Raw genomic sequence first — 22,307 nt, 5'->3', positions numbered from 1 at the left:
GGTTTAGAAACGCATAAAGGAAATCTATGAAACTCTGGCTTTCAGGTGTGGCGTTGCTGCTGGCATCTTCGACCGTATGGGCAGAGAACTACCGTTTTGTACAGTCGCCTTCGCAGAAGCTGGATATCTGGATCGATAACATCAAAAGCACCTCGCCACAGAGCTGGTGCGCCAAAGAGCTTCCGCTGCGCATTGTCGCCAACGGCGAGCAAAATCCTTCGATATTGAACGGCTTTATGCCACGTCTCGGGGCGTTGCTGGAAACCCAGTGTACGACGCTGCAACGAGTTCAGTGGCGGATGGAAGATCCACAAGGCAATACCCTGGCTTTTGGCACGGCCGATCGTAAAAACGATTGGGATGTCAAAGCGACGCCAGTGGCTGAAGAAGAGATCCCTCAGACGCCCAATGATGGAAAATCGCCTCTGGCAAACAGAACGCCGTGGCAGGAATTTACGTTGCAGGACGGCTGCCGTCTGCGCACATTCTGGACATCAGGTTCCGGTGCTTCAGCCCTGTTCATCCCTGAAGGCCAGTGCGAAAAAGGTGGCTGGCTGAGTGGGCGCAGCGAAGTTATCCAAAGCGGAAGCGAAGGCGAGACACGCCTGCAAATGACGTTTGTTCACGGCTTCCCGGTTAGCGGTTTGCGTGATGATGCCGACGCAGACAGCTTGCTTATCACCACCCTCAACAACGAACGAATGGTGGTCAGTAACGAGCAGGCGCCACAAAGCTGGATGATCCTGCCTTACAAACCGGCAATCAATGCCTGGGCCGCCAGCGGGACTATCGCCGTCAAGGTCCCTCGTGAAATGGCCATGGACGAAGCCAGTCTGCAAACGCAGTTAAATCAGGTGCGCAAGGCCTGGGCGAAATGGCTGCCGGCGAACACACCACTCACCCTTCAACTGGTGGATTCGTTGCAAACGCAGTTACGCGATCCGGCCGTTGGCGCATGGCGTACGCAGAATTGATCCTGACATTTGTCACTTATTGAGCAAAGAGCCGTAGCATGACAGATAACGATTACACACAGCGACCGCCCGACGCTCTGCCGCCAGGCTATCGCTTTGACGAGTTTGAGATTCAGGACGTCCTTGATGCCAGTAGCGATAACATTGTCTATCGGGCACTCGATCACCACCTTGAGCGCCAGGTCGCCATTCGCGAGTTTTTACCGCGCACTCTGACCGTCCGTAGCGATACCCAACGCCTGCTGCCCCGCACTAAACAGGATCAGTCGGCCTTCAGCGCCGGGCTTGAGGGCTTCATTCATGAAGCGCGTCAGTTAGCCCGCCTGAATCACCCGAACGTGGTGCAAATCCTGCGATTCTGGACGTACAACGAGACGGCTTATGCCGCCACGCCGGTTTACAGCGGCTTGACGCTCAGCGCGTTTTCGCAGCAGCACCCGGATAACATCAACGAAGCGTGGGTTCGTCGCTTACTGCCGATGCTTTGCGGCGCACTGGCCGCCCTGCACGATAAAGGCTTTATTCACTGCCGCTTGTCGCTGAACAGCATCCAGATTCAGGACAATGGCCTGCCGCTGTTACTTGAATTTGGCGCATTACGCCAGGGGCCTGGCGACAATGGCGAAAGCAATAAAACGCTGTTACATCCTGGGTTTACACCTCTGGAGCAGTATTCTGATGATGTCGACAATCCGCCGGGCCCGTGGACTGACATCTATTCGCTTGGCGCGATTCTTTACACCCTGATAAGCGGCTCTCGCCCGCCTGCCAGCGTTACGCGCAGCATTCAGGACAACTGTGTGCCACTGGCCGAAAGCCACGCGGGCTCATGGTCGCCGGAGCTTTTACAGGCAATTGATCGCGCGCTGGCATTGCGCCCGGAAGACAGGCCGCAAACGCTGGCAGAATTTGCCGCATTAGCGGGTATTTCACTCAATGACCCGGGCAATCCGCCGCCGGTGGCTCAAACGGGCTCAATGCTGGTGCCTGTTGAAACCAAAACTGAAGAACCCAGCGTTGCACCGAAATGGACACAGTACTGCGCACCGCTGCAAATCGCGGCGGGTGTCGTTGTGGGTCTGATTGTCGGCGGCCTGATTTTTGGTCGCAGTGGAACAGTGGAAAGCGTGCAGGATGCGGTGAAGACTGAAACAAAAACCAAAGCCATTAGCGCCCCGCTCGCCACAGCGGGGCATGCGAAAGTTTACCTTCGTGTCGGGCAAGGTGAGCAGCTGGAAGTCAATGGCAAAACGCAAAAATTGCCAACGCCGGTGAACGGCTACGCCAGCATCCAGCTTTCGCCAGGGCAGTATGAAATAACCCTGCGCAACGGCAGCCAGTCGCGCACGGCGAACATCAAGGTTGATAAACCGGGCACGTGGTTGTTGGATCCACAGCCGTAATGGATTGCATGCCGGGCCTGCACTATCTCGTAGGCCCGGTAAGGCGAAGCCGCCACCGGGCAATCCCTCAAGGATAAACGGTGTTTAAAGGCAACACCCGCCGATCCAGCCGGTGCAGCGCGGTATACAGCAGCGCGGTGCCAAACCAGCCGATAATCCACGACACGTCATTCCCGGCAAACAGCCACGTCAACGAGCCATGAAACAGCGGGTTTTCGATAAACGGCAGCTGAATCAAGACCCCCACCACGTACACGCCGATCCCGAACAGATTCCAGTAGCCGTAGCGCCCTTTGGCGTCAAACAGCGCCGGAATATCGACCGCCTGGCGTGAAATCAGGTAGTAATCACACAGGCTGATGGCGCTCCACGGCACGAAGAAGGCCAGCAGGAAGAGCAGGAAGTGGGTGAAGTTTTTCAGGAATGCCGGTTCGCTCAGCAGCGCAATCACGCACGAAATCGCCACCATCAGCACCACGAAAATCACCCGGCTACGCTGGCTCAGCGTCACCTGCTGGCGGAAGCCCGACACGATGGTAGTGAGCGACATAAAGCTGCCGTAGGCATTCAGGGTGGTGAAGGTGATTTTGCCAAAGCAGATGGCGAAATAGATGACCATCGCCATCACTTCGCTTTTGCTTAAGCCGACGATGTAGCTCACCTCATGACCCGGAAACGCGCTGCCCGCGATAGCGGCGGCGACCACGCCGAGGGTCATTGATGCCTGAGTGCCGAGCACCGTGCCGCTGAACACCGCGAAGAACGTTTTCTTCCCGGAGACGTTGCGCGGCAGATAGCGCGAATAGTCGGACACATACGGGCAGAACGCGATTTGCCATGACGATGACAGCGAAATCGCCAGCAGGAAATTTGCCCACGTGAAGTGGTTGTTTTGCGCGAGCGTACTGAAATCGGTTGCCAGCAGCAGGGAAACAAACAGCCAGGCGAACGCCAGCACGCCGACGATGCTCGCCACTTTGCCGAGCTTATGGATGACCCTGTAGCCCAGCACAGCGATAACGATGATTATCGCGCTGAAGATGACCATCCCCGCCTCATTGCTCACCGACAGCAGTTTCGCCATCGCCTGCCCCGCCAGTACCGTGCCGCTGGCCGAGAAACCGACATACATCACGCACACCAGCGCCAGCGGAATCACCGCGCCGAATACGCCGAACTGCGCACGGCTGATGATCATCTGCGGCAGGCCAAGGCGCGGGCCCTGTAGCGCGTGCAGCGACATCACCGCTGCGCCCAGAACTTGCCCCACCAGCAGGCCAATCAGCGACCAGACCACGTCGCCGCCAAGCACCACCGCCAGCGCGCCGGTGACGATGGCGGTTATCTGTAAATTGCCGCCGAACCACAGCGTGAACTGGCTAAAAATATGGCCGTGACGCTCGTTATCCGGGATGTAATCAATCGAGCGCGTCTCGCTGATGCGCCCTTTGCCGCTGCCGATCTGCTCGTCGGTGGAAGAAAATGAAGACATAGATGCCTCGCTAAAATCCCGGTTGATGGTGTTTTAAGGTATTCACAGCTTTCGTGATTTCCGGTGCCAGCCAGCGGTCGTCTTCCCATGGCGCGACCGTTTCACGCAGCAGTGCCAGAGCGTTACGCGTGGCCGGAGCCAGTTTTTGCTCGCCGTGGAAATGCAGCGCCTGCGCCGCCAGCAGATATTCAATGCCCAGAATGTGGTACAGGTTGCCGAGGAGGCGTTGCAGCTTGAGCGCGCTGCCGGTGCCGAGGCTCAGGTGATCTTCCTGCAAGGCCGAAGTAACGAAGTTATCCAGCACCGCAGGCTGCGCCAGCTGCTTGTTCTCGCCGCACAGCGAGGCCGCCACGTACTGGGCAATCATCATCCCGGAATTAACGCCGGGCTTCGCCACCAGAAACGCGGGCAGACCGCTCACCAGCGGATTCACCAGCCGATCGAGGCGCCTTTCGGACATGCTGCCGAGCTCCGCCATCGCAATCGCTAACAGGTCACAGGCCATCGCCACCGATTCGCCGTGCGGGTTCGCCTGCGACACCACTCGCCAGTTTTCCGGCGTGCCGAGCACCAGCGGATTATCGGTGCAGGCGTTGAGTTCAGTTTCTACCTGGGTTCTGGCGTGGTCAAACTGATCGCGGCACGCGCCGTGAACCTGCGGCATTGAGCGCAGGCTCAGCGCGTCCTGGGTGCGTACGCCGACGCTTTCAGCCAGCAGCGGGCTGTCAGCCAGAAGCTGACGCAGTCTTGCGCCGCTGTGCTGAATGCCGGGGCTCGCCTTCAGCACCAGAATCTCCGCATCGAAGGCGACAATTTGCCCGCGCAATGCCTCAAAGCTCATCGCCCCGGTGACGTCGGCCCAGTCGAGCAAACGCTTCGCATCGTCCAGCGCCAGACAGGCCATGCCGGTCATGCACGGCGTGCCGTTGACCAGGCTCAGGCCCTCTTTCGCGCCGGGTGCTATCGGCACTAATCCGGCTTCCGTCAGCGCCTGTTGGGCGGGAACTGTTTTCCCTTGCCAGCCCACCTCGCCGACGCCCATCAGCGCCAGGCCAATGTGCGCCATGTGCGAGAGATACCCCACCGAGCCCTGCGACGGCACCTGCGGAGTTATTTGCAGATTCAGAAACGCCAGCAGCTGTTCGACGATAGCCGGGGAAATTCCTGATTTACCGTGGCTGTAGTTGGCGATGGCGGCGCACATGATGGCGCGGGTCTGCGCCTCATCGAGCAATGGCCCCACTCCACAGGCGTGGCTCAGCAGTGTGTTTCGCGACAGTTGCCCGAGCTGCTCTTCCGGCAGGCTGATGTTGCACAATGCCCCCAGCCCGGTGTTCACGCCATAGGCTACATGCCCGCTGGCGACTATAAGATTAACGATTTCCCGCCCCTGCGTGATGCGCGACCAGGCGCGGTCGCTTAAAGTCAGTTGCGCTTTCCCACGCGCCACGCGCGCCACATCCTGCCAGCGTAATGGCTGAACGCCCCACTCTACCGCTCCGCTCACAGGGTGGTCTCCTTCTGGTAGTGGCTGGAGATAAACTGGCGAAAACGCGGCGAGCACTGTTCGCCGAACAGTTCATCCGGCGAGCCCTCGCAGTCGATATTGCCCTGGTGCATGAACACCACGCGGTTCGAGACGTGACGGGCAAAACCAAGCTCGTGGGTAACCACCAGCATCGTGCGCCCCTCTTCCGCCAGGCTGCGCATCACCTTCAGCACCTCGCCCACCAGTTCAGGATCAAGCGCCGACGTCGGTTCATCAAACAGCATCACTTCGGGGTCCATCGCCAGCGCGCGGGCAATCGCCACGCGCTGCTGCTGGCCGCCGGAGAGCTGAGCCGGGTAGTAATCTTTGCGGTTGAGCAGGCCGACGCGGTCAAGCAGCTGTTCGGCCTGCTCAATGCATTCCCGCTTATTGCGCTTCAGCACGTAGTGTGGCCCTTCGATGACGTTTTGCAGCACCGTCATGTGCGACCACAGGTTAAAGCTCTGGAACACCATCCCGAGCCGCGAGCGCAGGTGCTCAATCTGCTTCGGGTTCGCCGCCAGCCGATGACCGCGTGCGTGCTGTTTCATTTCAATGGTTTCACCGCCGACGCTGACCACGCCCGCATCCGGCGTTTCCAGCAGGTTAATGCAGCGCAGCAGCGTGCTTTTCCCCGAGCCGCTGGCCCCGAGAATTGAAATCACATCGCCCTTGCGGGCCTCAATCGAAATACCCTTCAGCACCTCGTGCGGGCCGAAGGATTTGTGGATGCCGCTGACCGACAGGGTGACGGGACGCAGTTCGTGCATTTTATTCTCCTTTGGTCGCAGGCTTCAGCGCGAGGGTTTGCGCGCTCTGACGGGTGTGCGGCGTCAGCCGACGCTCAAGGCAGGCGTACAGCTGGACGATGATAAAATTGAGGATCAGGTAAATGACGGCGGCGCACAGAAACACCTCCATGGTGCGATAGGTGCGCTGAATGATTTGCTGCGCCACGCCGGTGACATCCCAGACGGTCACGAGGCTCGCCAGCGCGGTGGATTTCACCAGCAGAATGGCTTCGGTCGAGTACGCCGGGAGCGCATAGCGCAGCATCACCGGGGCGATAATTCGCCGCAGCAGCAAAAATCGGGACATCCCGCAGGCGCGTCCGGCCTCAATCTGCCCGGCCGGAATAGCCAGCAGCCCGCCGCGCAGAATTTCAGCGGTATAGGCCGCTGTGCAAAGTGACAGCGCCAGCACCGCACAGATAAACGGCTCGCGCAGCAGCGGCCACATAAAGCTGTGGCGGATCACGCCAAACTGTCCGAGACCGTAATAGACCAGAAACAGCTGGATCATCAGCGGCGAGCCGCGAAATACCAGGATGTAGCCGCGCGCAAAGCTACTCAGCACCCGCCACGAGCTCATGCGCATCGCCAGAATACCGAGCGCCAGCACGCCGCCGAGCAGGAACGAGCAGGCAAACAGTCCGAGCGTCACCGGCAGCGCGGCGGAGAGCTTGAGGAACGTGTCGCCGAGAAACGCAAAGTCGATAACCATGTTCGCTCCTTAAGCCGTGGCGGCAGTACGGCGCTGCCAGGCGCGGTTGAGACGGGTTTCCGCGCGAATAAAGGCGCGGTTCGACAGCAGCGTCAGCAGCAGATAGCAGCCGCCGCCGATGAGATAAAACAGGAAATAGTCGCGGGTCGATCCGGCGGCAATCTGGCTCGCGCGCATCAGCTCGACGATGCCTGTTACCGACACCAGCGCCGAATCCTTCAGGCTCATCTGCCAGACGTTCGACAGCCCCGGCAGCGCGTAGCGGAAAATTTGCGGCAGCATCACCCGCTGGAGAATGCGCCAGCGCGGCATGCCGATAGCCAGCGCCGCCTCCACTTCCCCGGCAGACAGCGCCAGCCGCGCGGCACGGTACACTTCCGCCTGATAGGAGGCCGAAATCAGGCCAATAGCCAGCGCGCCAATCAGGAACGGCGGCATTTCGATAAAGCCGTCGGCACCAAACATCTGCCCGATAAGTGACACCAGCCCGGAGCCGCCAAAGTAGAACAGGTAGATGATCAGCAGCTCAGGAATGCCGCGAAACACCACCGAATAGGCCGCGCCCAGCCCGCGAACCGGCGCCCGTGAGGAGAGTTTGGCGGAGGCAATCACGCCCCCGACCACCGCACCGACCAGCAGCGCCGCTACGGAAAGCAGCAGCGTGGTCAGCGTCGCACTGAGGATCAGGCGGCCCCAGCCGTCCTCTCCCAGACCGAGAAAATTGAGCATGATGCACCTCGCTTATGGCGTGACGTCGGCTTTAAACCACTTCTCACTGAGCTTTTTCACCGTGCCGTCGGCCAGCGCCGCTTTGATGGCGGTATCCAGTTTGGCCTTCAGGTCAGCATCAGCCGGACGCATGCCCATCGCCTCGCCCTCCCCCCAGATGGGGCCGGCCAGCTGCGGGCCGCTGAAGGTCAGATTGCTGTTTTCCGGGCGGGCCAGCGTCGAGTTGGCGAAGGTGATGTCGTCGAACACCGCGTCGATACGTTCGGACTGTAAATCGAGGATCGCATCGGCGGAGTTGTTGTATTCCCGGATGTCGGCGACGTCTTTGAAGTATTTATCGATGAACGGCGTGTACACGGTGCCGGAGGCAATACCGATAGTTTTGCCCTTCAGCGCGGCCTTCAGCGGGGCGATAGCCGTCTGAATCTCTTTCTCGTCGTCATGCAGTTTGATGGCTGGCGCAGGCGGCAGCAGCGAGCCTTTGACGGTAATGAACGAGGCCGGTGTCGCCGCGTAAGGGACGGTAAAGCTCACCACCTTCTTGCGCTCCGGGGTGATCACAATGGCGTCCATGATCACGTCATACTTCCCGGCGTTCAGCCCGGCAATCATTCCGTCCCAGTTCTGGACCACCAGCCTGCATTTGACGCTCATCCGCTGACAGAGATTTTCCATCAGCTCCGGCTCAAAGCCGCTCAGCTTGCCGCCCGGCAGCGTCAGGTTCCACGGCTCATACCCGCCTTCAGTCGCGATGGTTATCGAGCTCCACTCTTTTGCCTGTGCGCCGCTTGCGCTCAGCAGTAGCCCTGAAAGCAGAGTGGTCAGACAGATCCCGCGAAATGTGGTGCGCTGCTTCATGATGATTCTCCTGATTTCATTAGCGTATTTCGTGCTTAAGCCGTGGCGTGAAACAAATGACAGAACATGTATATACAACCGTTGACTTTCCATCACACTCGTCGAATGATGGATTTGTGAGCCGTGTTGTAAATAATTTGTAATCAAAATGATTCGCAAATGTGGCATTAAAGCAACTTAACGCGCGAAAAACCAGGGAGTTAGCGCCATGAAAAGCCCCTTTATTTTTGAGTCGCTGCCGGTCACCCGCTGGAAAAACGGCGGCGGTGAAACCCGGGAAATCGTCAAAATCGACGCAGACGACGCGCCTTTCCTGTGGCGAGCGAGCCTCGCTACGCTCAGCGCCGACGGCCCCTTTTCGCTGTTCGAGGGAGTGGACAGGGTAATAACGCTGATTGAGGGCGAGCCTCTGTGGCTGCGCGGCGGCGGCATCAATCATCGCCTTGAATGCTGGCAGCCGTGGGCATTCGCCGGGGAGTTACCGCTTTCGTCTCACGGCATTCGCGGTGAAGGAATGGATTTCAACATCATGACTCTGCGAGGGCGGGCTTCGGCACGGGTTCGGGTCGCGACCACCGCACAAACGCCGGGCGAAAGCGGCGTGGCTTTTGTGCTGCGGGGTGGCTGGCTGATGGCCGGTCAGACCCATCAGGCAAACGGCGGTCTCAGCTGGAAAAACGAACAGCCGGGCCCACTGGAACCCTGTTCCGGAGACGCCACGCTGCTGCTGGCAGAAATCACTCTTTTCTAACTCATTGTTTGAAATAGGTTTAACGATAGCAACTGTGATCGGGTCTGCATTATACGCACGGTTGTATAGACAGGTTTGTACATCATCGCTTTTATTGTTGTTACATCTTCATAACAAACAACCGAATCAGGAAGCGCCCCTATGACCACACCTAAGACGACTGCCCTCACCCGTACGGTTCGTGCCCCTCGCGGCGATAAGCTGCACTGCGCCAACTGGCTGATTGAGGCCGCCTACCGCATGATCCAGAACAACCTTGACCCGGATGTGGCCGAGCGCCCGGAAGACCTGGTGGTGTATGGCGGCATCGGTAAAGCGGCACGCAACCGCGAGTGTTTCGAGCAAATTCTGCGTTCGCTGGAAGCCTTGCAGCCGGAAGAGACGCTGATTATTCAGTCGGGCAAACCGGTTGCGGTGTTCCGCACCCACGCCGATGCGCCGCGCGTGCTGCTGGCGAACTCTAACCTGGTGCCGCACTGGGCCACCTGGGATCACTTCCACGAACTCGATAAGGCCGGGCTGATGATGTACGGCCAGATGACCGCCGGATCGTGGATTTACATCGGCGCACAGGGCATCGTGCAGGGCACCTATGAAACCTTCGCCGAAGCGGGCCGCCAGCATTACAACGGCGACCTGAGCGGTAAATGGATCCTGACTGCGGGCCTCGGTGGCATGGGTGGCGCACAGCCTCTGGCGGGCGTGCTGGCGGGCGCTTCGGTTCTGGCGATTGAGTGCCAGGAATCGCGCATAGATTTCCGCATTCGTACCCGCTATGTCGATTACAAAGCGACAAACCTCGACCAGGCGCTGGCGCTGATTGCCGACGCCAATGCGAAGAAAAAAGCCATTTCAGTGGGCCTGCTCGGTAACGCCGCAGAAATACTGCCGGAGCTGGTGAAACGCGCCAGGGCGGGTGGCATGCGCCCGGATATCGTCACCGATCAGACTTCCGCCCACGACCCGATCAACGGCTATTTACCGGCAGGCTGGAGCGTGACCCGCTGGCTGGACGAGCGTGAAACGCAGCCAAAAGCCGTGGAGAAAGCGGCGCGAGCCTCAATGGCCGTTCACGTTCAGGCGATGCTGGATTTCCACCATATGGGCATTCCGACGGTCGATTACGGCAATAACATTCGCCAGGTTGCGCTGGATGAGGGCGTGAAAAACGCCTTTGATTTCCCGGGCTTCGTTCCGGCCTATATCCGCCCGCTGTTCTGCGAGGGTAAAGGCCCCTTCCGCTGGGTGGCGCTGTCGGGCGATGAAGAGGATATCCGCAAAACCGACGCCAAATTAAAAGAGCTGTTCCCGGACAATGCCCACCTGCACCGCTGGCTGGACATGGCGCAGGAACGTATCGCCTTCCAGGGCTTACCGGCGCGTATCTGCTGGCTGGGCCTTGGCGAGCGCCATCTGGCGGGGCTGGCGTTTAACGAAATGGTCCGTAACGGCGAACTAAAAGCGCCGATTGTGATTGGGCGCGATCACCTCGACTGCGGCTCGGTCGCCTCACCAAACCGGGAAACGGAATCGATGAAGGATGGCTCGGATGCGGTGTCCGACTGGCCGCTGCTGAACGCCCTGCTCAACACCGCAGGCGGCGCAACGTGGGTCAGCCTGCACCACGGTGGCGGCGTCGGGATGGGCTTCTCGCAGCACTCTGGCGTGGTGATTGTCTGCGACGGTACGCCGGAAGCGGATAAACGCCTGGCGCGAGTGCTGTGGAACGACCCGGCCACTGGCGTGATGCGCCACGCCGACGCGGGCTATGAGCAGGCGATTGAGTGTGCGAAAAAGCACGAACTTAATCTGCCGATGATCCGTTAACCCTGTTGCCGGGTGGCGCTGACGCTTACCCGGCCTACCTGCCCCGGTCAGGCGGGGTTTAATCCGTTCACGTAGGCCCGGTAAGGCGTAGCCACCACCGGGCAAAAAAGATTACTTCAGCAACCGAACCTTCACTGATTTGCCTTTGATTTTGCCCTGCTGGAGCTGTTTCCAGGCGTGGCGGGCAACGCTCTGCTTCACCGCCACAAAAGCATGAATCGGGTGAATGTCGATTTTGCCGATATCCGCGCCGTCCAGCCCCATATCCCCGGTCAGCGCGCCTAAAATATCACCTGGGCGCATTTTGGCTTTCTTGCCACCGTCGATGGCCAGCGTCGCCATTTTCGCTTCCAGCGGTGCGACGTTGATGCCCGTTGGCGGCTGCTGCCATTCCACTTTCATATTGAGCATCTCTTCCAGCACTGCGGCACGCTGGCCTTCTTCCGGTGAGCAGAAGCTTATCGCCAGCCCACTTTCGCCTGCTCGCGCGGTACGCCCGATTCGGTGGACATGCACTTCCGGGTCCCACGCCAGTTCGAAGTTAATCACCATTTCCAGCGCTTTAATGTCCAGGCCGCGAGCCGCAACATCGGTCGCCACCAGCACGCGGCTGCTGCCGTTTGCAAAGCGCACCAGGGTCTGGTCGCGATCTCGCTGTTCCATGTCACCGTGCAGTGCCAGGACACTCTGATTGCTGTCGGTCAGCGCATCGCACACAGCCTGACAGTCTTTCTTGGTGTTGCAGAACACTACGCAGGAGGCTGGCTGATGTTTGCTCAGCAGCTTTTGCAGGAGGCTGATTTTGCCGTGACGAGACACTTCGTAGAACTGCTGTTCCACAGCCGGTAGCTCATCCACGGTATCAATTTCAACCGTGACAGGGTCACGTTGTATGCGGGTACTGATGGCTGCAATCGCTTTTGGCCAGGTGGCCGAAAACAGCAAGGTCTGACGCTTCGCCGGCGCATGGCTTATCACTTCGTCGATAGCATCGGCAAAACCCATGTCCAGCATGCGATCGGCTTCATCAAGCACCAGCGTCTGCAGCGCATCAAGTTTCACCGTCTCTTTTTTCAGGTGATCGAGCAGACGACCCGGTGTTGCCACGATAATGTGCGGCGCGTGAATCAGTGAATCGCGCTGGACGCTGAACGGCAGGCCGCCGCAGAGCGTCAGCACCTTGATATTCGGCATATAGCGAGCCAGACGACGCAGCTCTTTCGCCACCTGATCGGCCAGCTCGCGAGTCGGACACAGAATCAAAGACTGGGTATTAAACTGGCTGGCATCAATGTGCTGCAGCAAACCGAGGCCAAATGCCGCCGTTTTCCCGCTGCCGGTTTTTGCCTGGGCGCGAACATCTTTCCCCGCAAGAATGGCCGGTAACGCTGCCGCCTGCACCGGGGTCATGGTCAGGTAACCCAGTTCAGTCAGATTAGTCAAAAGTTCCGCAGGAAGTGCGTTTAAGTCAGCAAAAGAGGTCACGTCGGTATTCCGGTATAAAAGAAGGGAAACAGCACAAGGCTGGCATCAAGGCGGCAATGATACCATTTGAAGCGTAACTGAGGGATTTTTTCAAGCAGACCAACTCAGGCCGGGCGCAATTGACTGCCCAGCCTGCGTTTCATGGTTGATTGAACAACGGCACCGCTACGCCCGTGATATAACGGCGTCGCAGCCAGGAAGAGAGCGCATCCATGGTCATCACTACCGCAACCAGAATCAGGGTGATGAACATCACCACATCCCAGTTCCACAGGCGCATGTTTTCGGCGTAGATAAGCCCTATCCCGCCGGCTCCCACGAAGCCCAGCACCGCTGCTGAGCGGGTATTGGATTCAATTTGATACAGGCTGAGGGCCAGAAACGTCGGGAAAGACTGGGTGAAAATGCCGAAACGGTGCTTTTGCAGACCGTTTGCCCCAACGGCGGTTAATCCTCTGCCCGGTGAACGTTCAACGGCTTCATGTCCTTCCGCATACAAACGCCCTAACAGCCCCGTATCCTGCATGATGATCGCTAGTACACCCGCCAGCGGCCCCAGCCCGACAGCGCGAACGAAGATAAGCCCCCAGATAGCCATATCAATGCCGCGCAGCATGTCGAACAGCCGGCGCATCAGCATGGCGATAACCCTGGTCACCGGGCCACGCATGATGTTTCGCGCCGCCAGAAACGACAACAGCAGAGCAATCACTGTGGCGGTGATGGTGCCGGAAAACACAATCGCGAGGGTGATGCCAATCTGGCTGAAGTAGTAGCCAAACGGCCAGTTCAGGAAATCATGCCAGACGAACATGCGGAAGAAATAGCGACCAAGCTGCTGCATCCCGGTGGTCAGCTGTTCGTAGCTGATGCCGAACTGAATGAAAAACCAGACGTAATACAGCCCGACAACCAGCGCCAGCAGCGCCAGATGGCGCAGATAGCGTCTTTGAGCCTTAAACAGCGCCGGATGTTCTTCCTGATAGTGTGCGGTGTCGGTCACCGCCTGCCAGCTCTTCATTTCGCTCCCTCCAGCACGCGCTGACGCAGTCGCCCGGAGAGCGTGTCCAGCAGTGACACCACAATGACAATCAGCAGCAGGGTCATGCTGACCTGGTCATAGCGGTCCAGTTTGATGTTGGTCATCAGCTCCTGGCCGATGCCGCCCGCACCCACCAGCCCAAGAATGGTTGAGGAGCGGAAATTAATTTCGAGACGCATAAAACCGTACGAGAGAAATACCGGCTTCACCTGCGGCCACAGCGCAAAGCGCATCCGCTGAACGGGCGTGGCCCCACAGGCAATCAGCCCACGTACCGGTTTGTCCTGCGCGCTTTCAATCGCCTCATAAAAGAGTTTGGTCAGGCTGCCGATGGTGTGCAGCGTCAGCGCCAGAAAACCGGGGATCGCGCCGATACCAAAAGCCATGACGAAGATAACGGCCCAGGCCAGTTCCGGCATGGTGCGCAGAAAGGCGACTAAGGCACGAATGCCGAAGCGTAACCCCACAGGCGACCAGGCGTTACGCGCCGCGAGGAAAGCAAGGAGGGTGGCAATCGCCACTGCCACCAGCGTGGAGGCCAGCGCCAGCTGCAGCGTTTCCCAGATAAGCGGCAGCTGAATGGGCAAGCGGTAACCCCAGTACGCCAGCGACCCTTTGGTGTGCGCATCGGCAAACAGCAGGCTGCCGTGCAGCGTCGGCACCGTTTCCAGCATGTAATCGAAGAAGTTCGGCAAGGAGTGCCAGATGGTGATGAGATTAAATTCAGCCGCGTGTCCGGCGGCAAAATAGAGCACCAGCAGTAGCGCGGACCAGGTCACCGTATCACGCGTCTGGCGCATTTTGACCTGCTGGTAATAGCGTTCAAATTCAGTATTCAGCATGTTCACTCGCGAAAGAGTCGCTCTCCCGGCATGACGCCGGGAGAGAAAAGTGTGGCGGATTAACGGGCGTTAACCAGCTCGCGCTTCATGTCGATGATCTGCTGGAAGTCGGCGACGGTGGCCGGGCCGATGTGCTGAGTGCCGCCCATCGCCTTGATAAAGCAGGCGTGATCTTCCTTATCCAGTTTCTTCACTGCCTCAACCACTTTGGCTTTGAAATCCGCAGGCAGGCTGTTGCTGACCAGAATCGGGCCGTTAGGGATCAGCGGCGATTGCCAGATAATGCGGATGTTTTTCATCAGGTCCGGGTGATCCATACGAATCAGGCGGTTGAAGGCACCGGCGGTGTAACCGTCGTTGTAATCACCGACCATGGAAGCCCAGGTCACTGCGCCGGCGAACTGACCGTTCAGCACGCCGAGAATGTCCTGCTCGTGGCCGCCAGAGAAGGTCACGCTGGAGAAGAAGTTGTTGTATTTGTTATCCGGCGTGCCGCCGAATTTCTGTTTGAAAGCCTGGTTTGGGATCAGGAAGCCCGAGGTGGAATCCGGGTCTGCCATGCCAAAAGATTTCCCTTTCAGGTCATCAATGGTTTTGTACGGGCTGTCGGCTTTGACAATCACCACTGAGTGATAACCGCGCGACTGATCTTTGTCATCGACAGCAAGGCCCACGATATCGACCGCTTTCGGGTTGTTGATGTACACGGAAGCGTAAGAGGATGGCGACATGCTCAGAACCACATCCACTTTGCCGCCGAGCAGGCCCTGAATCACACCAGAGTAGTCAGAAGAGTTGCGCAGTTTGGTGTCCACATTCAGCTCTTTGTCGAGGAACGTTTTGACGCACTGGTTATCGCCGATTTGCTGTGTGGCGTTTTGCCCGCCCAGAATCCCCAGATTCAGCTCTTTTGGTTGCTCAGCCGTTGCCTGCCATGCCACCAGCAGCCCTGCCATCAATGCGGAAAATCGTAATGCGCTCGTCATGTGCTTAGTCATTATCTTTGCCCGTGTTGTCTTATGTTGAGAAACGTTGGTGAAGAGAATCAATGGAGCTGGCTGACTTCGTCGCCATACAGCTGGTGCAGAACATCCGGAGTCAGCAGCTCCGGTCTGTCATCAAACACAATTTTCCCCTGCGCGATGCCAATCACGCGGGTGCAGTACGTTTTGACCAGTTCGATAGAGTGCAGGTTAACCATCACGCTGATGCCCTGCTCGCTCACTTCGCGCAGCACGCTCATGATGCGTTGGGTGTTTTTCGGATCCAGCGAGGCCACCGGTTCATCGGCCAGCAGAATGGAAGGGTTCTGGATTAATGCCCGGCAAATGGCGACGCGCTGCATCTGCCCACCAGAAAGGTTTTCAGCACGTTGTAAGGCGTGCGGCAGCATGTTCATCCATTCGAGCAGCGCAATGGCGCGTGCGCGGTCGTCATCGGAGAACACTTTGAATAAAGATTTCAGCGTCGAGGTCTGGCTCAGGCGGCCCAACAGCACGTTGGTCAGCACGTCCAGACGTGGCACCAGGCAGAAGTCCTGGAAAATCATCCCGCATTCTGTACGCCATTGATTTAACGCGCGACCGCGCAGACCGGACACATCATGGGGCATGCCCACTTCCGGGTAGCTCAGCATTTCACCGGAGGTCACGCTATGGGTGCCGTTAAGCACGTGCAACAGCGTGGATTTCCCCGCGCCGGAGCGCCCGACAATCCCGACCATTTCACCTGCATGCAGGTCAAAATTAATATCATTCAGCACCGGCTGGCTGGCGTTGTACGATTTGTACAAATTTTTCACGCTCAGCACTTTACGCTGCTGGACGCCCGTGATTTGCGGCAAGGTCGGATAATCGTTCAGGGAAAAGAGTGCGCGTGCGTTGTTCATATCGGTTCCACGTAGCCTGAATTCGTCGTGGGTTATTAACAACGCTGCGCGTGACGCTTTAATGACAGAAAAACGATAAACAGATGAAGATGACGGCCAACGGAAATAAAGAAAGGCCTGCGCCAGAGTGCTATCTCTGACGCAGGAAGAGGCAGGAGGTTACTTCTCAGCCGTCACCGGGCCGCCCAGCTCTGGCGCGGCGCTGGCATATTCCCCACGGTTAAGGTCGCCCACGATCGTGTTCATTCGGGCTTCGTTCAGGCCATAGAAGCGAATAGCGATGGCCGTCAGCACATAGAACACTGAAGGAATGATGGAGAACAGCAGCACGATACCGCCGATGGCTTCAGCCGACTGCACGCTGCTGCTGGAAGCATAGCCATAAAACGCCAGCACCCAGCCCAGAATCGCCCCGCCGACCGCCACGCCTAACTTAATCACAAAGATGTTGGCGGCGACGTTCATGCCGGTAATGCGGCGCTGCGTTTTCCATTCGCCATAGTTGTTAGCGTCGGTGATCATCGACCACTGGATGGCGGCGTTTCCGCCCTGCACCAGCTGAATCAGCATGTGAGCAAACAGCGGGATCACCCAGTACTGAATGGGGAGCAGGAAACACACCGCACCGAGGGCGGCGTTAATCATGTTTATCCAGAACGACAGTTTGACCTTACAAAAACGCGTACCGAACGGTTTCGCCAGCACCGAACCGAACATCGAGGCAAACATCCCGCCGAGCATAAACCAGCTGATAATATCCGCGCCTTTGCTCAGCACGCTGTTGACGTAATAGACCACCGCGCCGCCACGGATAACCACCGCCACCAGCATCGTAAAGTTGTAGATGGACAATATGCGCCACTGATCGTTGCGGAACAGAATTTTAATATCCCGCGCAATATTGAGGTTTTCTTCTTTAATTGGCTGTACGCGTTCTTTGGTGGTAAAGAAGCAGACGATAAACATCAGGCAACCCATCACCCCAAATATCGCCATTGCGGCCTGAACACCCGTCGCCCGGTCCCCCGGAAACAACAAATCAGCCAGCGGTAAAATAAATGCGGTGCCTAATGCACCACCAATTGGCGTAATGGCAAAACGCCAGGATTGCAATGACAAACTTTCCTGTGGATCCGTGGTTAATGCCGCACCCAATGAACAATAAGGAATATTAATAGCGGTGTACATCAGGGTCATAAATATATATGCCGCGACGGCGTATACCACTTTGCCACTGTCTGAAAAACTCGGGATGGAATAGACCAGCACACAGCTGACGGCGAACGGTATGCAGATGGCAATCAGCCAGGGACGGAAGCGGCCCCAGCGTGTTGCGGTCGCATCTGCAATCGCGCCCATAATAGGGTCAGTAATGGCATCTAATATTCGAACCAGTAAAAACATGGTGCCCATCACCGCCGGAGGCAGGCCATAAATGTCGGTATAATACCAGGCAAGAATAGCGACTGAGGAATCAAATACAATATGACTTGCGGCATCACCCAGGCTATAGCCGACTTTTTCTCTGACAGATAATTTTTCTCCAGCCACGATATTTTCCCCTTTAAGGATAGTGAACTGCAACCGGTTCCAGTTTGAGGCGTTATTCTTCGCACAGGCGTGGAAAACAGATCCATTATGTTTTTTTGCTAATTTCTTATGTTTTTTGCTTTATGTGATCTGTAAGGGTTTGAGGCTGAATCTGGCTCTATTTTTTGTTTTCCCGGTCACAGGCGAATGTCCCGGTAATTTGTCTGGAAAAGTGTAAAACGTTAACCGCGACACGCGCGCCAGTGGATATTCGTCTATGGTTGAAGCTGCGGAATTAGCGCTTCTTACAAGGAGAATAACCGATGAGAAAACCCGTTTTGCGCCGCACCTCTCCCCTTTACGCTGCTTTGCAACTCGCCCTTGGCGGCATGCTTCTCTCACTGACTCTTGCCTCCGCGCAGGCCGACGATGCGCCTTCCGCACCGCCGCAGTCCCCGGACGTGCTGCTCGGGCCACTCTTTAATGATGTGCAGAGCGCTAAACTGTTCCCGGATCAGAAAACCTTTGCTGATGCGATCCCCAAAGGCGACCCGCTGATGATCCTTGCGGATTACCGCATGCAGCGAAACCAGCGCAGCTTTGATCTTCGCCATTTCGTTGACGTGAATTTCACGCTGCCGGAAGAGAAAGATAAATATGTTCCACCGGAAGGCGAGAGCCTGCGAGCACATATTGATGGTCTGTGGCCGGTGTTGACGCGCACCACGGATACCGCCGCCAAATGGGATTCCCTGCTGCCGTTGCCCAGGCCGTACGTGGTGCCGGGCGGGCGTTTTCGCGAAGTCTATTATTGGGACAGCTACTTCACCATGCTGGGGCTTGCCGAGAGCGGGCACTGGGACAAAATCGAAGATATGGTGGATAACTTCGCTTATGAAATTGACACCTGGGGCCACATTCCCAACGGCAACCGCAGCTATTACCTGAGCCGCTCTCAGCCCCCGTTCTTCTCGCTGATGGTCGAACTGCTCGCCACCCATGATGGCGATGCGGCGCTGAAGAAATACCTTCCGCAAATGGAGAAAGAGCACGCTTACTGGATGGACGGGCAAGATGCTCTCCAGGCAGGGCAAGCGAATAAGCGCGTGGTGAAACTCGCCGATGGCACGGTGCTAAACCGCTACTGGGATGACAAAGACACACCGCGCCCGGAATCCTGGCTGGATGATGTGAATACCGCCAAAAGTAACCCTAATCGCCCGGCGACAGAGATTTACCGCGACCTGCGTTCCGCTGCCGCTTCCGGCTGGGATTTCAGCTCGCGCTGGATGGATGATCCACAGAAGCTCAGCACTATCCGCACTACCAGCATCGTGCCGGTCGACCTCAATGCTTTGATGTACAAGATGGAAAAAATCATCGCTCGCGCCAGTAAAGCGGCAGGCGATGACGGGAAGTCATCAGGCTACGACGCAATGGCGAGCACACGCCAGAAAGCGATGGAACACTATTTGTGGAACGATAAAGAAGGCTGGTACGCCGATTACGACCTGAAATCCCACAAAGTGCGCAATCAGCTGACGGCCGCTGCCCTGTTCCCGCTTTATGTTAATGCGGCTTCCAACGATCGGGCGTCACGAATGGCGGCGGCAACGGAATCTCGCCTGCTGAAAGCTGGCGGTATTGCGACCACGACGGTCAACAGCGGTCAGCAGTGGGATTCGCCAAACGGCTGGGCCCCGCTGCAATGGGTGGCCACCGAAGGGCTGCAAAACTACGGTAAGGACGACATCGCCATGGAAGTCAGCTGGCGGTTCCTGACCAACGTGCAGCACACCTACGATCGTGAGAAAAAGCTGGTCGAGAAGTATGACATTACGTCAACCGGCACGGGCGGAGGCGGCGGCGAATATCCGTTACAGGACGGCTTCGGCTGGAGTAACGGCGTGACGCTGAAAATGCTGGATCTGATCTGCCCGAAAGAGAAGCCCTGCGACGACGTGCCGAAAACGCGGCCCGCGGCTGCACCAGCGACGGTGAAAACGCAGTAACATTGCTCACTGCCCGGCGGCGCTGGCTTGCCGGACCTACAGCTCCGGTTTGTAGGCCCGGCAAGCTTACCGCCGCCGGGCAATTCTTTGTTCGGCACACCTCCCCCGCTACCAATATTGGTAGCCGCCTCCTTCTACACCCTTCTTCGCTTGATTCAACCCACGTAAACGATAATAATTCGCATTATTTTTAACGAAAACTGACATTTTCGCACGCTTTGACATGGTGGCGCACAGGAGTGCCAGGCCATGTTTTTCAGGATTATGCGATGAATACTGTTCTGCTTCTTAAACGCTCGTCGGCGCTGTGCGCCCTCGCGCTGGCTTTCCCCTGCGCCACCTTCGCCGAAGAAACCGTGGTGGTGACCGCGCAGCCTGCGGATTCTGCCACTGCGCCAACCCAGGGCTATACGGCAAAAACCTCCACCGGCGCGACCAAAACCGATCAGCCGTTGATCACTACGGCACAGTCTGTTTCGGTGGTCACCCGCCAGCAGATGGAAGATCAGGGAGCCACCAACGTCAGCCAGGCGCTGAGCTACACACCTGGCGTTTACAGCACCTTTGGCGGCGCGGCGACAAGGTTTGACGCGATTTCCCTGCGCGGCTTCCACGGCGGCGACGTCGATAATATTTTCCTCGACGGAATGCGCCTGATGAGCGACGGCGGCAGCCACAACGTGCTGCAAATCGACCCGTGGTTTATCGACCGAATCGATGTGATTAAGGGCCCGTCCTCCGCGCTTTACGGCCAGAGCGTGCCGGGCGGTCTGGTCAATCTCACCTCAAAACGCCCTCAGTTTAAATCTGAAGGACATATTCAGGCGTTTGGCGGCACGCAGAACACTAAAGGCGCGGCCTTTGATTACACGGATGCCATTAACGACCAGTGGGCTTACCGCATTATTGGCATTACCCGCAATACCGATACGCAGTTCGACAATACCCGCGAAGAGCGGTACGCCATTTCCCCTTCCCTGCTCTGGCAGCCGGATTCAGACACCAGCCTGCTGCTTCGCGCTTATCTGCAAAAAGATCCTTCCGGCGGCTATCACGGTTCTTTGCCGCTCGACGGTACCCGCTATGAGCACAACGGGCGCAAGCTCAGCAATCACACCAACGAAGGTGACGCGGGCGATGGCTATCAGCGCCGCGAGCAGATTTACAGCTATGAGTTCGATCACCAGTTCAACGACATCTGGTCTGTTCACTCAAGCGGCAGCTATACCCATTCGGATGTGAACCTGAATCAGGTTTATCAGGTGGGCTGGATTGATGACAGCGACATGCTGGCCCGTGGCTATAGCGGCTCGAAGGGCTCCCTTGATGGCTGGTCTACGGATAACCGTATTAAGGCTGATTTTACGACTGGCGAAGTGGCGCACACCGTCGTGCTGGGTGGCGAGTACCATCGCTTCCGTAACGATTTATGGACCGGCGCGGGTACAGCTTCTCCTCTTGATCCATGGACTTATTACACCCCGCAGACCGGGCATACCGTGACCTACAGCGATGACAATAACCGTCGCTATTATCAGGCAGGCGTATATTTGCAGGATGAAATGGTCTGGAATCGCTGGCATGCGGATTTGTCTGCGCGCTATGACCGTATCGTTTCGCAGCAGGTGAGTGACACCTTTGGCACTTCCACGCGCCGTTCAGACGATCACATCAGCACTCGCGGCTCATTGCTGTATGCCTTCGAAAATGGCCTGTCGCCCTACCTGAGCTACAGCCAGGCGATCACGCCAGCGATGCTGGTCGGCCCGGACGGCAACCTGCTGAAACCGACTACGGCCGAACAATATGAAGCAGGGCTTAAGTTCCAGCCACCCGGCACCAGCGATATGTACAGCTTCGCGCTGTATGATTTGACCCAAAAAGACGTGGCGACCCGTGATACCAACATCGGCACGGCCACGTTCCTGCCAGCCGGAAAAGTCCATTCACAAGGCGTTGAACTCGAAGCGCGCAATCAGATCACTCCGCGCCTGAGCACGATTGCGGGTTACAGCTGGAACCGCCTGCGTTTTGCCGATACCAAAGATGGCACCGACGACAATACGCCGCAGCTGACTCCGGATCAGATGGCTTCACTGTGGGCGCATTATCAGTTTGATTTCGGCATCAGCGCTGGCGCCGGCGTCCGTTATATCGGCAAGCAGTGGGCAGATGATGCCAACACTGAACGCCTGCCTTCTGTCACCCTGGTTGACGCCATGGTGCGTGCGGATTTAGGGGCATGGACTTCAGCCCTGAAAGGCGCGTGGCTGCAGGTTAACGCCAACAACCTGACGGATCGTGAATACCTTTCAGGCTGTTATGGCACCAACAACTGCTACTGGGGCGCGGAACGCTCGGTGATTGCGACGGTCGGGTATGATTTTTAATCGCAATGCTGACACTTGCCGGGCGGCACTTCGTTTGCACTGGCCTACAACAG

General features: G+C 57.6%; 18 protein-coding genes. 6 read left to right on the top strand and 12 right to left on the bottom strand.

Features of this window, described 5'->3' with window-relative positions:
• Positions 1-26: 26 nt before the first annotated feature.
• Both ACRCWW_RS16540 and ACRCWW_RS16535 read left to right on the top strand, forming a co-directional pair.
• Positions 27-974 (top strand): hypothetical protein, encoded by a 948-nt coding sequence (locus ACRCWW_RS16540; RefSeq protein WP_438683368.1) that lies wholly within the window; start codon positions 27-29, stop codon positions 972-974.
• Positions 975-1,012: 38 nt separating this feature from the next.
• Positions 1,013-2,377 carry a serine/threonine protein kinase gene (locus ACRCWW_RS16535; RefSeq protein ID WP_438683367.1) on the top strand — a complete coding sequence of 455 codons (1,365 nt, stop codon included), beginning with the start codon at positions 1,013-1,015 and terminating at the stop codon, positions 2,375-2,377.
• A gap of 67 nt (positions 2,378-2,444) precedes the next feature.
• Here ACRCWW_RS16535 and ACRCWW_RS16530 read toward each other — a convergent pair whose 3' ends face one another.
• The 6 genes from ACRCWW_RS16530 to ACRCWW_RS16505 form a co-directional block, all read right to left on the bottom strand.
• Complete coding sequence (locus tag ACRCWW_RS16530) at positions 2,445-3,818, bottom strand: purine-cytosine permease family protein (RefSeq protein ID WP_438683420.1); 1,374 nt, start codon at positions 3,816-3,818, stop codon at positions 2,445-2,447.
• A 61-nt stretch (positions 3,819-3,879) separates the two neighbouring features.
• Positions 3,880-5,376, bottom strand: a complete 1,497-nt coding sequence (locus tag ACRCWW_RS16525) for an HAL/PAL/TAL family ammonia-lyase (RefSeq protein WP_438683366.1) — start codon at positions 5,374-5,376, stop codon at positions 3,880-3,882.
• Positions 5,373-6,167, bottom strand: coding sequence for an ABC transporter ATP-binding protein (locus tag ACRCWW_RS16520; protein WP_404656803.1), 795 nt, complete (start codon positions 6,165-6,167; stop codon positions 5,373-5,375). Before ACRCWW_RS16520 ends, ACRCWW_RS16525 begins: the two co-directional genes overlap by 4 nt.
• Position 6,168: 1 nt before the next feature.
• The gene (locus ACRCWW_RS16515) at positions 6,169-6,900 is read right to left on the bottom strand and encodes an ABC transporter permease (protein WP_404656802.1); all 732 of its coding nucleotides are present in this window, start codon (positions 6,898-6,900) and stop codon (positions 6,169-6,171) included.
• A 9-nt stretch (positions 6,901-6,909) separates the two neighbouring features.
• On the bottom strand, positions 6,910-7,629 hold the full coding sequence (locus ACRCWW_RS16510; protein WP_438683365.1) for an ABC transporter permease: 720 nt from the start codon (positions 7,627-7,629) through the stop codon (positions 6,910-6,912).
• 12 nt (positions 7,630-7,641) lie between these two features.
• Positions 7,642-8,487 carry a transporter substrate-binding domain-containing protein gene (locus ACRCWW_RS16505; protein ID WP_438683364.1) on the bottom strand — a complete coding sequence of 282 codons (846 nt, stop codon included), beginning with the start codon at positions 8,485-8,487 and terminating at the stop codon, positions 7,642-7,644.
• 208 nt (positions 8,488-8,695) lie between these two features.
• On the opposite strand from ACRCWW_RS16505, the gene ACRCWW_RS16500 reads away from it, so the two are divergent.
• Both ACRCWW_RS16500 and hutU read left to right on the top strand, forming a co-directional pair.
• Positions 8,696-9,238 (top strand): HutD/Ves family protein, encoded by a 543-nt coding sequence (locus ACRCWW_RS16500; RefSeq protein WP_438683363.1) that lies wholly within the window; start codon positions 8,696-8,698, stop codon positions 9,236-9,238.
• A gap of 141 nt (positions 9,239-9,379) precedes the next feature.
• Positions 9,380-11,065: a urocanate hydratase gene (hutU, locus tag ACRCWW_RS16495; protein ID WP_438683362.1), complete on the top strand. Its 1,686-nt coding sequence runs from the start codon at positions 9,380-9,382 to the stop codon at positions 11,063-11,065.
• Between the two features lie 111 nt (positions 11,066-11,176).
• Here hutU and dbpA read toward each other — a convergent pair whose 3' ends face one another.
• From dbpA to ACRCWW_RS16465, 6 genes are all read right to left on the bottom strand, one after another.
• A complete protein-coding gene (gene dbpA / locus ACRCWW_RS16490; RefSeq protein ID WP_438683361.1) occupies positions 11,177-12,550 on the bottom strand; it encodes an ATP-dependent RNA helicase DbpA in 1,374 nt (457 codons plus the stop codon).
• A gap of 139 nt (positions 12,551-12,689) precedes the next feature.
• Positions 12,690-13,571 (bottom strand): phosphonate ABC transporter, permease protein PhnE, encoded by an 882-nt coding sequence (gene phnE / locus ACRCWW_RS16485; RefSeq protein ID WP_438683360.1) that lies wholly within the window; start codon positions 13,569-13,571, stop codon positions 12,690-12,692.
• Positions 13,568-14,434 (bottom strand): phosphonate ABC transporter, permease protein PhnE, encoded by an 867-nt coding sequence (gene phnE, locus ACRCWW_RS16480; RefSeq protein WP_438683359.1) that lies wholly within the window; start codon positions 14,432-14,434, stop codon positions 13,568-13,570. The genes phnE (ACRCWW_RS16485) and phnE (ACRCWW_RS16480) overlap by 4 nt, the downstream gene beginning before the upstream one ends.
• 59 nt (positions 14,435-14,493) lie before the next feature.
• On the bottom strand, positions 14,494-15,432 hold the full coding sequence (phnD, locus tag ACRCWW_RS16475) for a phosphonate ABC transporter substrate-binding protein (RefSeq protein WP_438683358.1): 939 nt from the start codon (positions 15,430-15,432) through the stop codon (positions 14,494-14,496).
• Between the two features lie 47 nt (positions 15,433-15,479).
• Complete coding sequence (gene phnC / locus ACRCWW_RS16470) at positions 15,480-16,322, bottom strand: phosphonate ABC transporter ATP-binding protein (protein WP_438683357.1); 843 nt, start codon at positions 16,320-16,322, stop codon at positions 15,480-15,482.
• A 159-nt stretch (positions 16,323-16,481) separates the two neighbouring features.
• Entirely contained in the window at positions 16,482-17,876 is a 1,395-nt protein-coding gene (locus tag ACRCWW_RS16465; RefSeq protein ID WP_438683419.1) for a glycoside-pentoside-hexuronide (GPH):cation symporter, read from the bottom strand.
• Positions 17,877-18,175: 299 nt separating this feature from the next.
• On the opposite strand from ACRCWW_RS16465, the gene ACRCWW_RS16460 reads away from it, so the two are divergent.
• Both ACRCWW_RS16460 and ACRCWW_RS16455 read left to right on the top strand, forming a co-directional pair.
• Positions 18,176-19,864: an alpha,alpha-trehalase gene (locus tag ACRCWW_RS16460; RefSeq protein ID WP_438683356.1), complete on the top strand. Its 1,689-nt coding sequence runs from the start codon at positions 18,176-18,178 to the stop codon at positions 19,862-19,864.
• A gap of 269 nt (positions 19,865-20,133) precedes the next feature.
• Entirely contained in the window at positions 20,134-22,254 is a 2,121-nt protein-coding gene (locus ACRCWW_RS16455; protein WP_438683355.1) for a TonB-dependent siderophore receptor, read from the top strand.
• Positions 22,255-22,307 lie beyond the last annotated feature (53 nt).

The sequence above is a fragment of the Scandinavium sp. genome (assembly GCF_051650185.1).
Lineage (GTDB): Bacteria > Pseudomonadota > Gammaproteobacteria > Enterobacterales > Enterobacteriaceae > Scandinavium.
This window is presented reverse-complemented; position numbering and strand designations above follow the sequence as displayed.

What these genes read in the sequence shown, in the direction of transcription:
- ACRCWW_RS16540 (WP_438683368.1), top strand. Translation starts at nt 27, where the DNA reads ATGAAACTCTGGCTTTCAGGTGTGGCGTTGCTGCTGGCATCTTCGACC.
- ACRCWW_RS16535 (WP_438683367.1), top strand. Translation starts at nt 1,013, where the DNA reads ATGACAGATAACGATTACACACAGCGACCGCCCGACGCTCTGCCGCCA.
- ACRCWW_RS16520 (WP_404656803.1), bottom strand. Translation starts at nt 6,167, where the DNA reads ATGCACGAACTGCGTCCCGTCACCCTGTCGGTCAGCGGCATCCACAAA.
- ACRCWW_RS16515 (WP_404656802.1), bottom strand. Translation starts at nt 6,900, where the DNA reads ATGGTTATCGACTTTGCGTTTCTCGGCGACACGTTCCTCAAGCTCTCC.
- ACRCWW_RS16510 (WP_438683365.1), bottom strand. Translation starts at nt 7,629, where the DNA reads ATGCTCAATTTTCTCGGTCTGGGAGAGGACGGCTGGGGCCGCCTGATC.
- ACRCWW_RS16505 (WP_438683364.1), bottom strand. Translation starts at nt 8,487, where the DNA reads ATGAAGCAGCGCACCACATTTCGCGGGATCTGTCTGACCACTCTGCTT.
- ACRCWW_RS16500 (WP_438683363.1), top strand. Translation starts at nt 8,696, where the DNA reads ATGAAAAGCCCCTTTATTTTTGAGTCGCTGCCGGTCACCCGCTGGAAA.
- hutU (WP_438683362.1), top strand. Translation starts at nt 9,380, where the DNA reads ATGACCACACCTAAGACGACTGCCCTCACCCGTACGGTTCGTGCCCCT.
- phnE (WP_438683360.1), bottom strand. Translation starts at nt 13,571, where the DNA reads ATGAAGAGCTGGCAGGCGGTGACCGACACCGCACACTATCAGGAAGAA.
- phnE (WP_438683359.1), bottom strand. Translation starts at nt 14,434, where the DNA reads ATGCTGAATACTGAATTTGAACGCTATTACCAGCAGGTCAAAATGCGC.
- phnD (WP_438683358.1), bottom strand. Translation starts at nt 15,432, where the DNA reads ATGACTAAGCACATGACGAGCGCATTACGATTTTCCGCATTGATGGCA.
- phnC (WP_438683357.1), bottom strand. Translation starts at nt 16,322, where the DNA reads ATGAACAACGCACGCGCACTCTTTTCCCTGAACGATTATCCGACCTTG.
- ACRCWW_RS16460 (WP_438683356.1), top strand. Translation starts at nt 18,176, where the DNA reads ATGAGAAAACCCGTTTTGCGCCGCACCTCTCCCCTTTACGCTGCTTTG.
- ACRCWW_RS16455 (WP_438683355.1), top strand. Translation starts at nt 20,134, where the DNA reads ATGAATACTGTTCTGCTTCTTAAACGCTCGTCGGCGCTGTGCGCCCTC.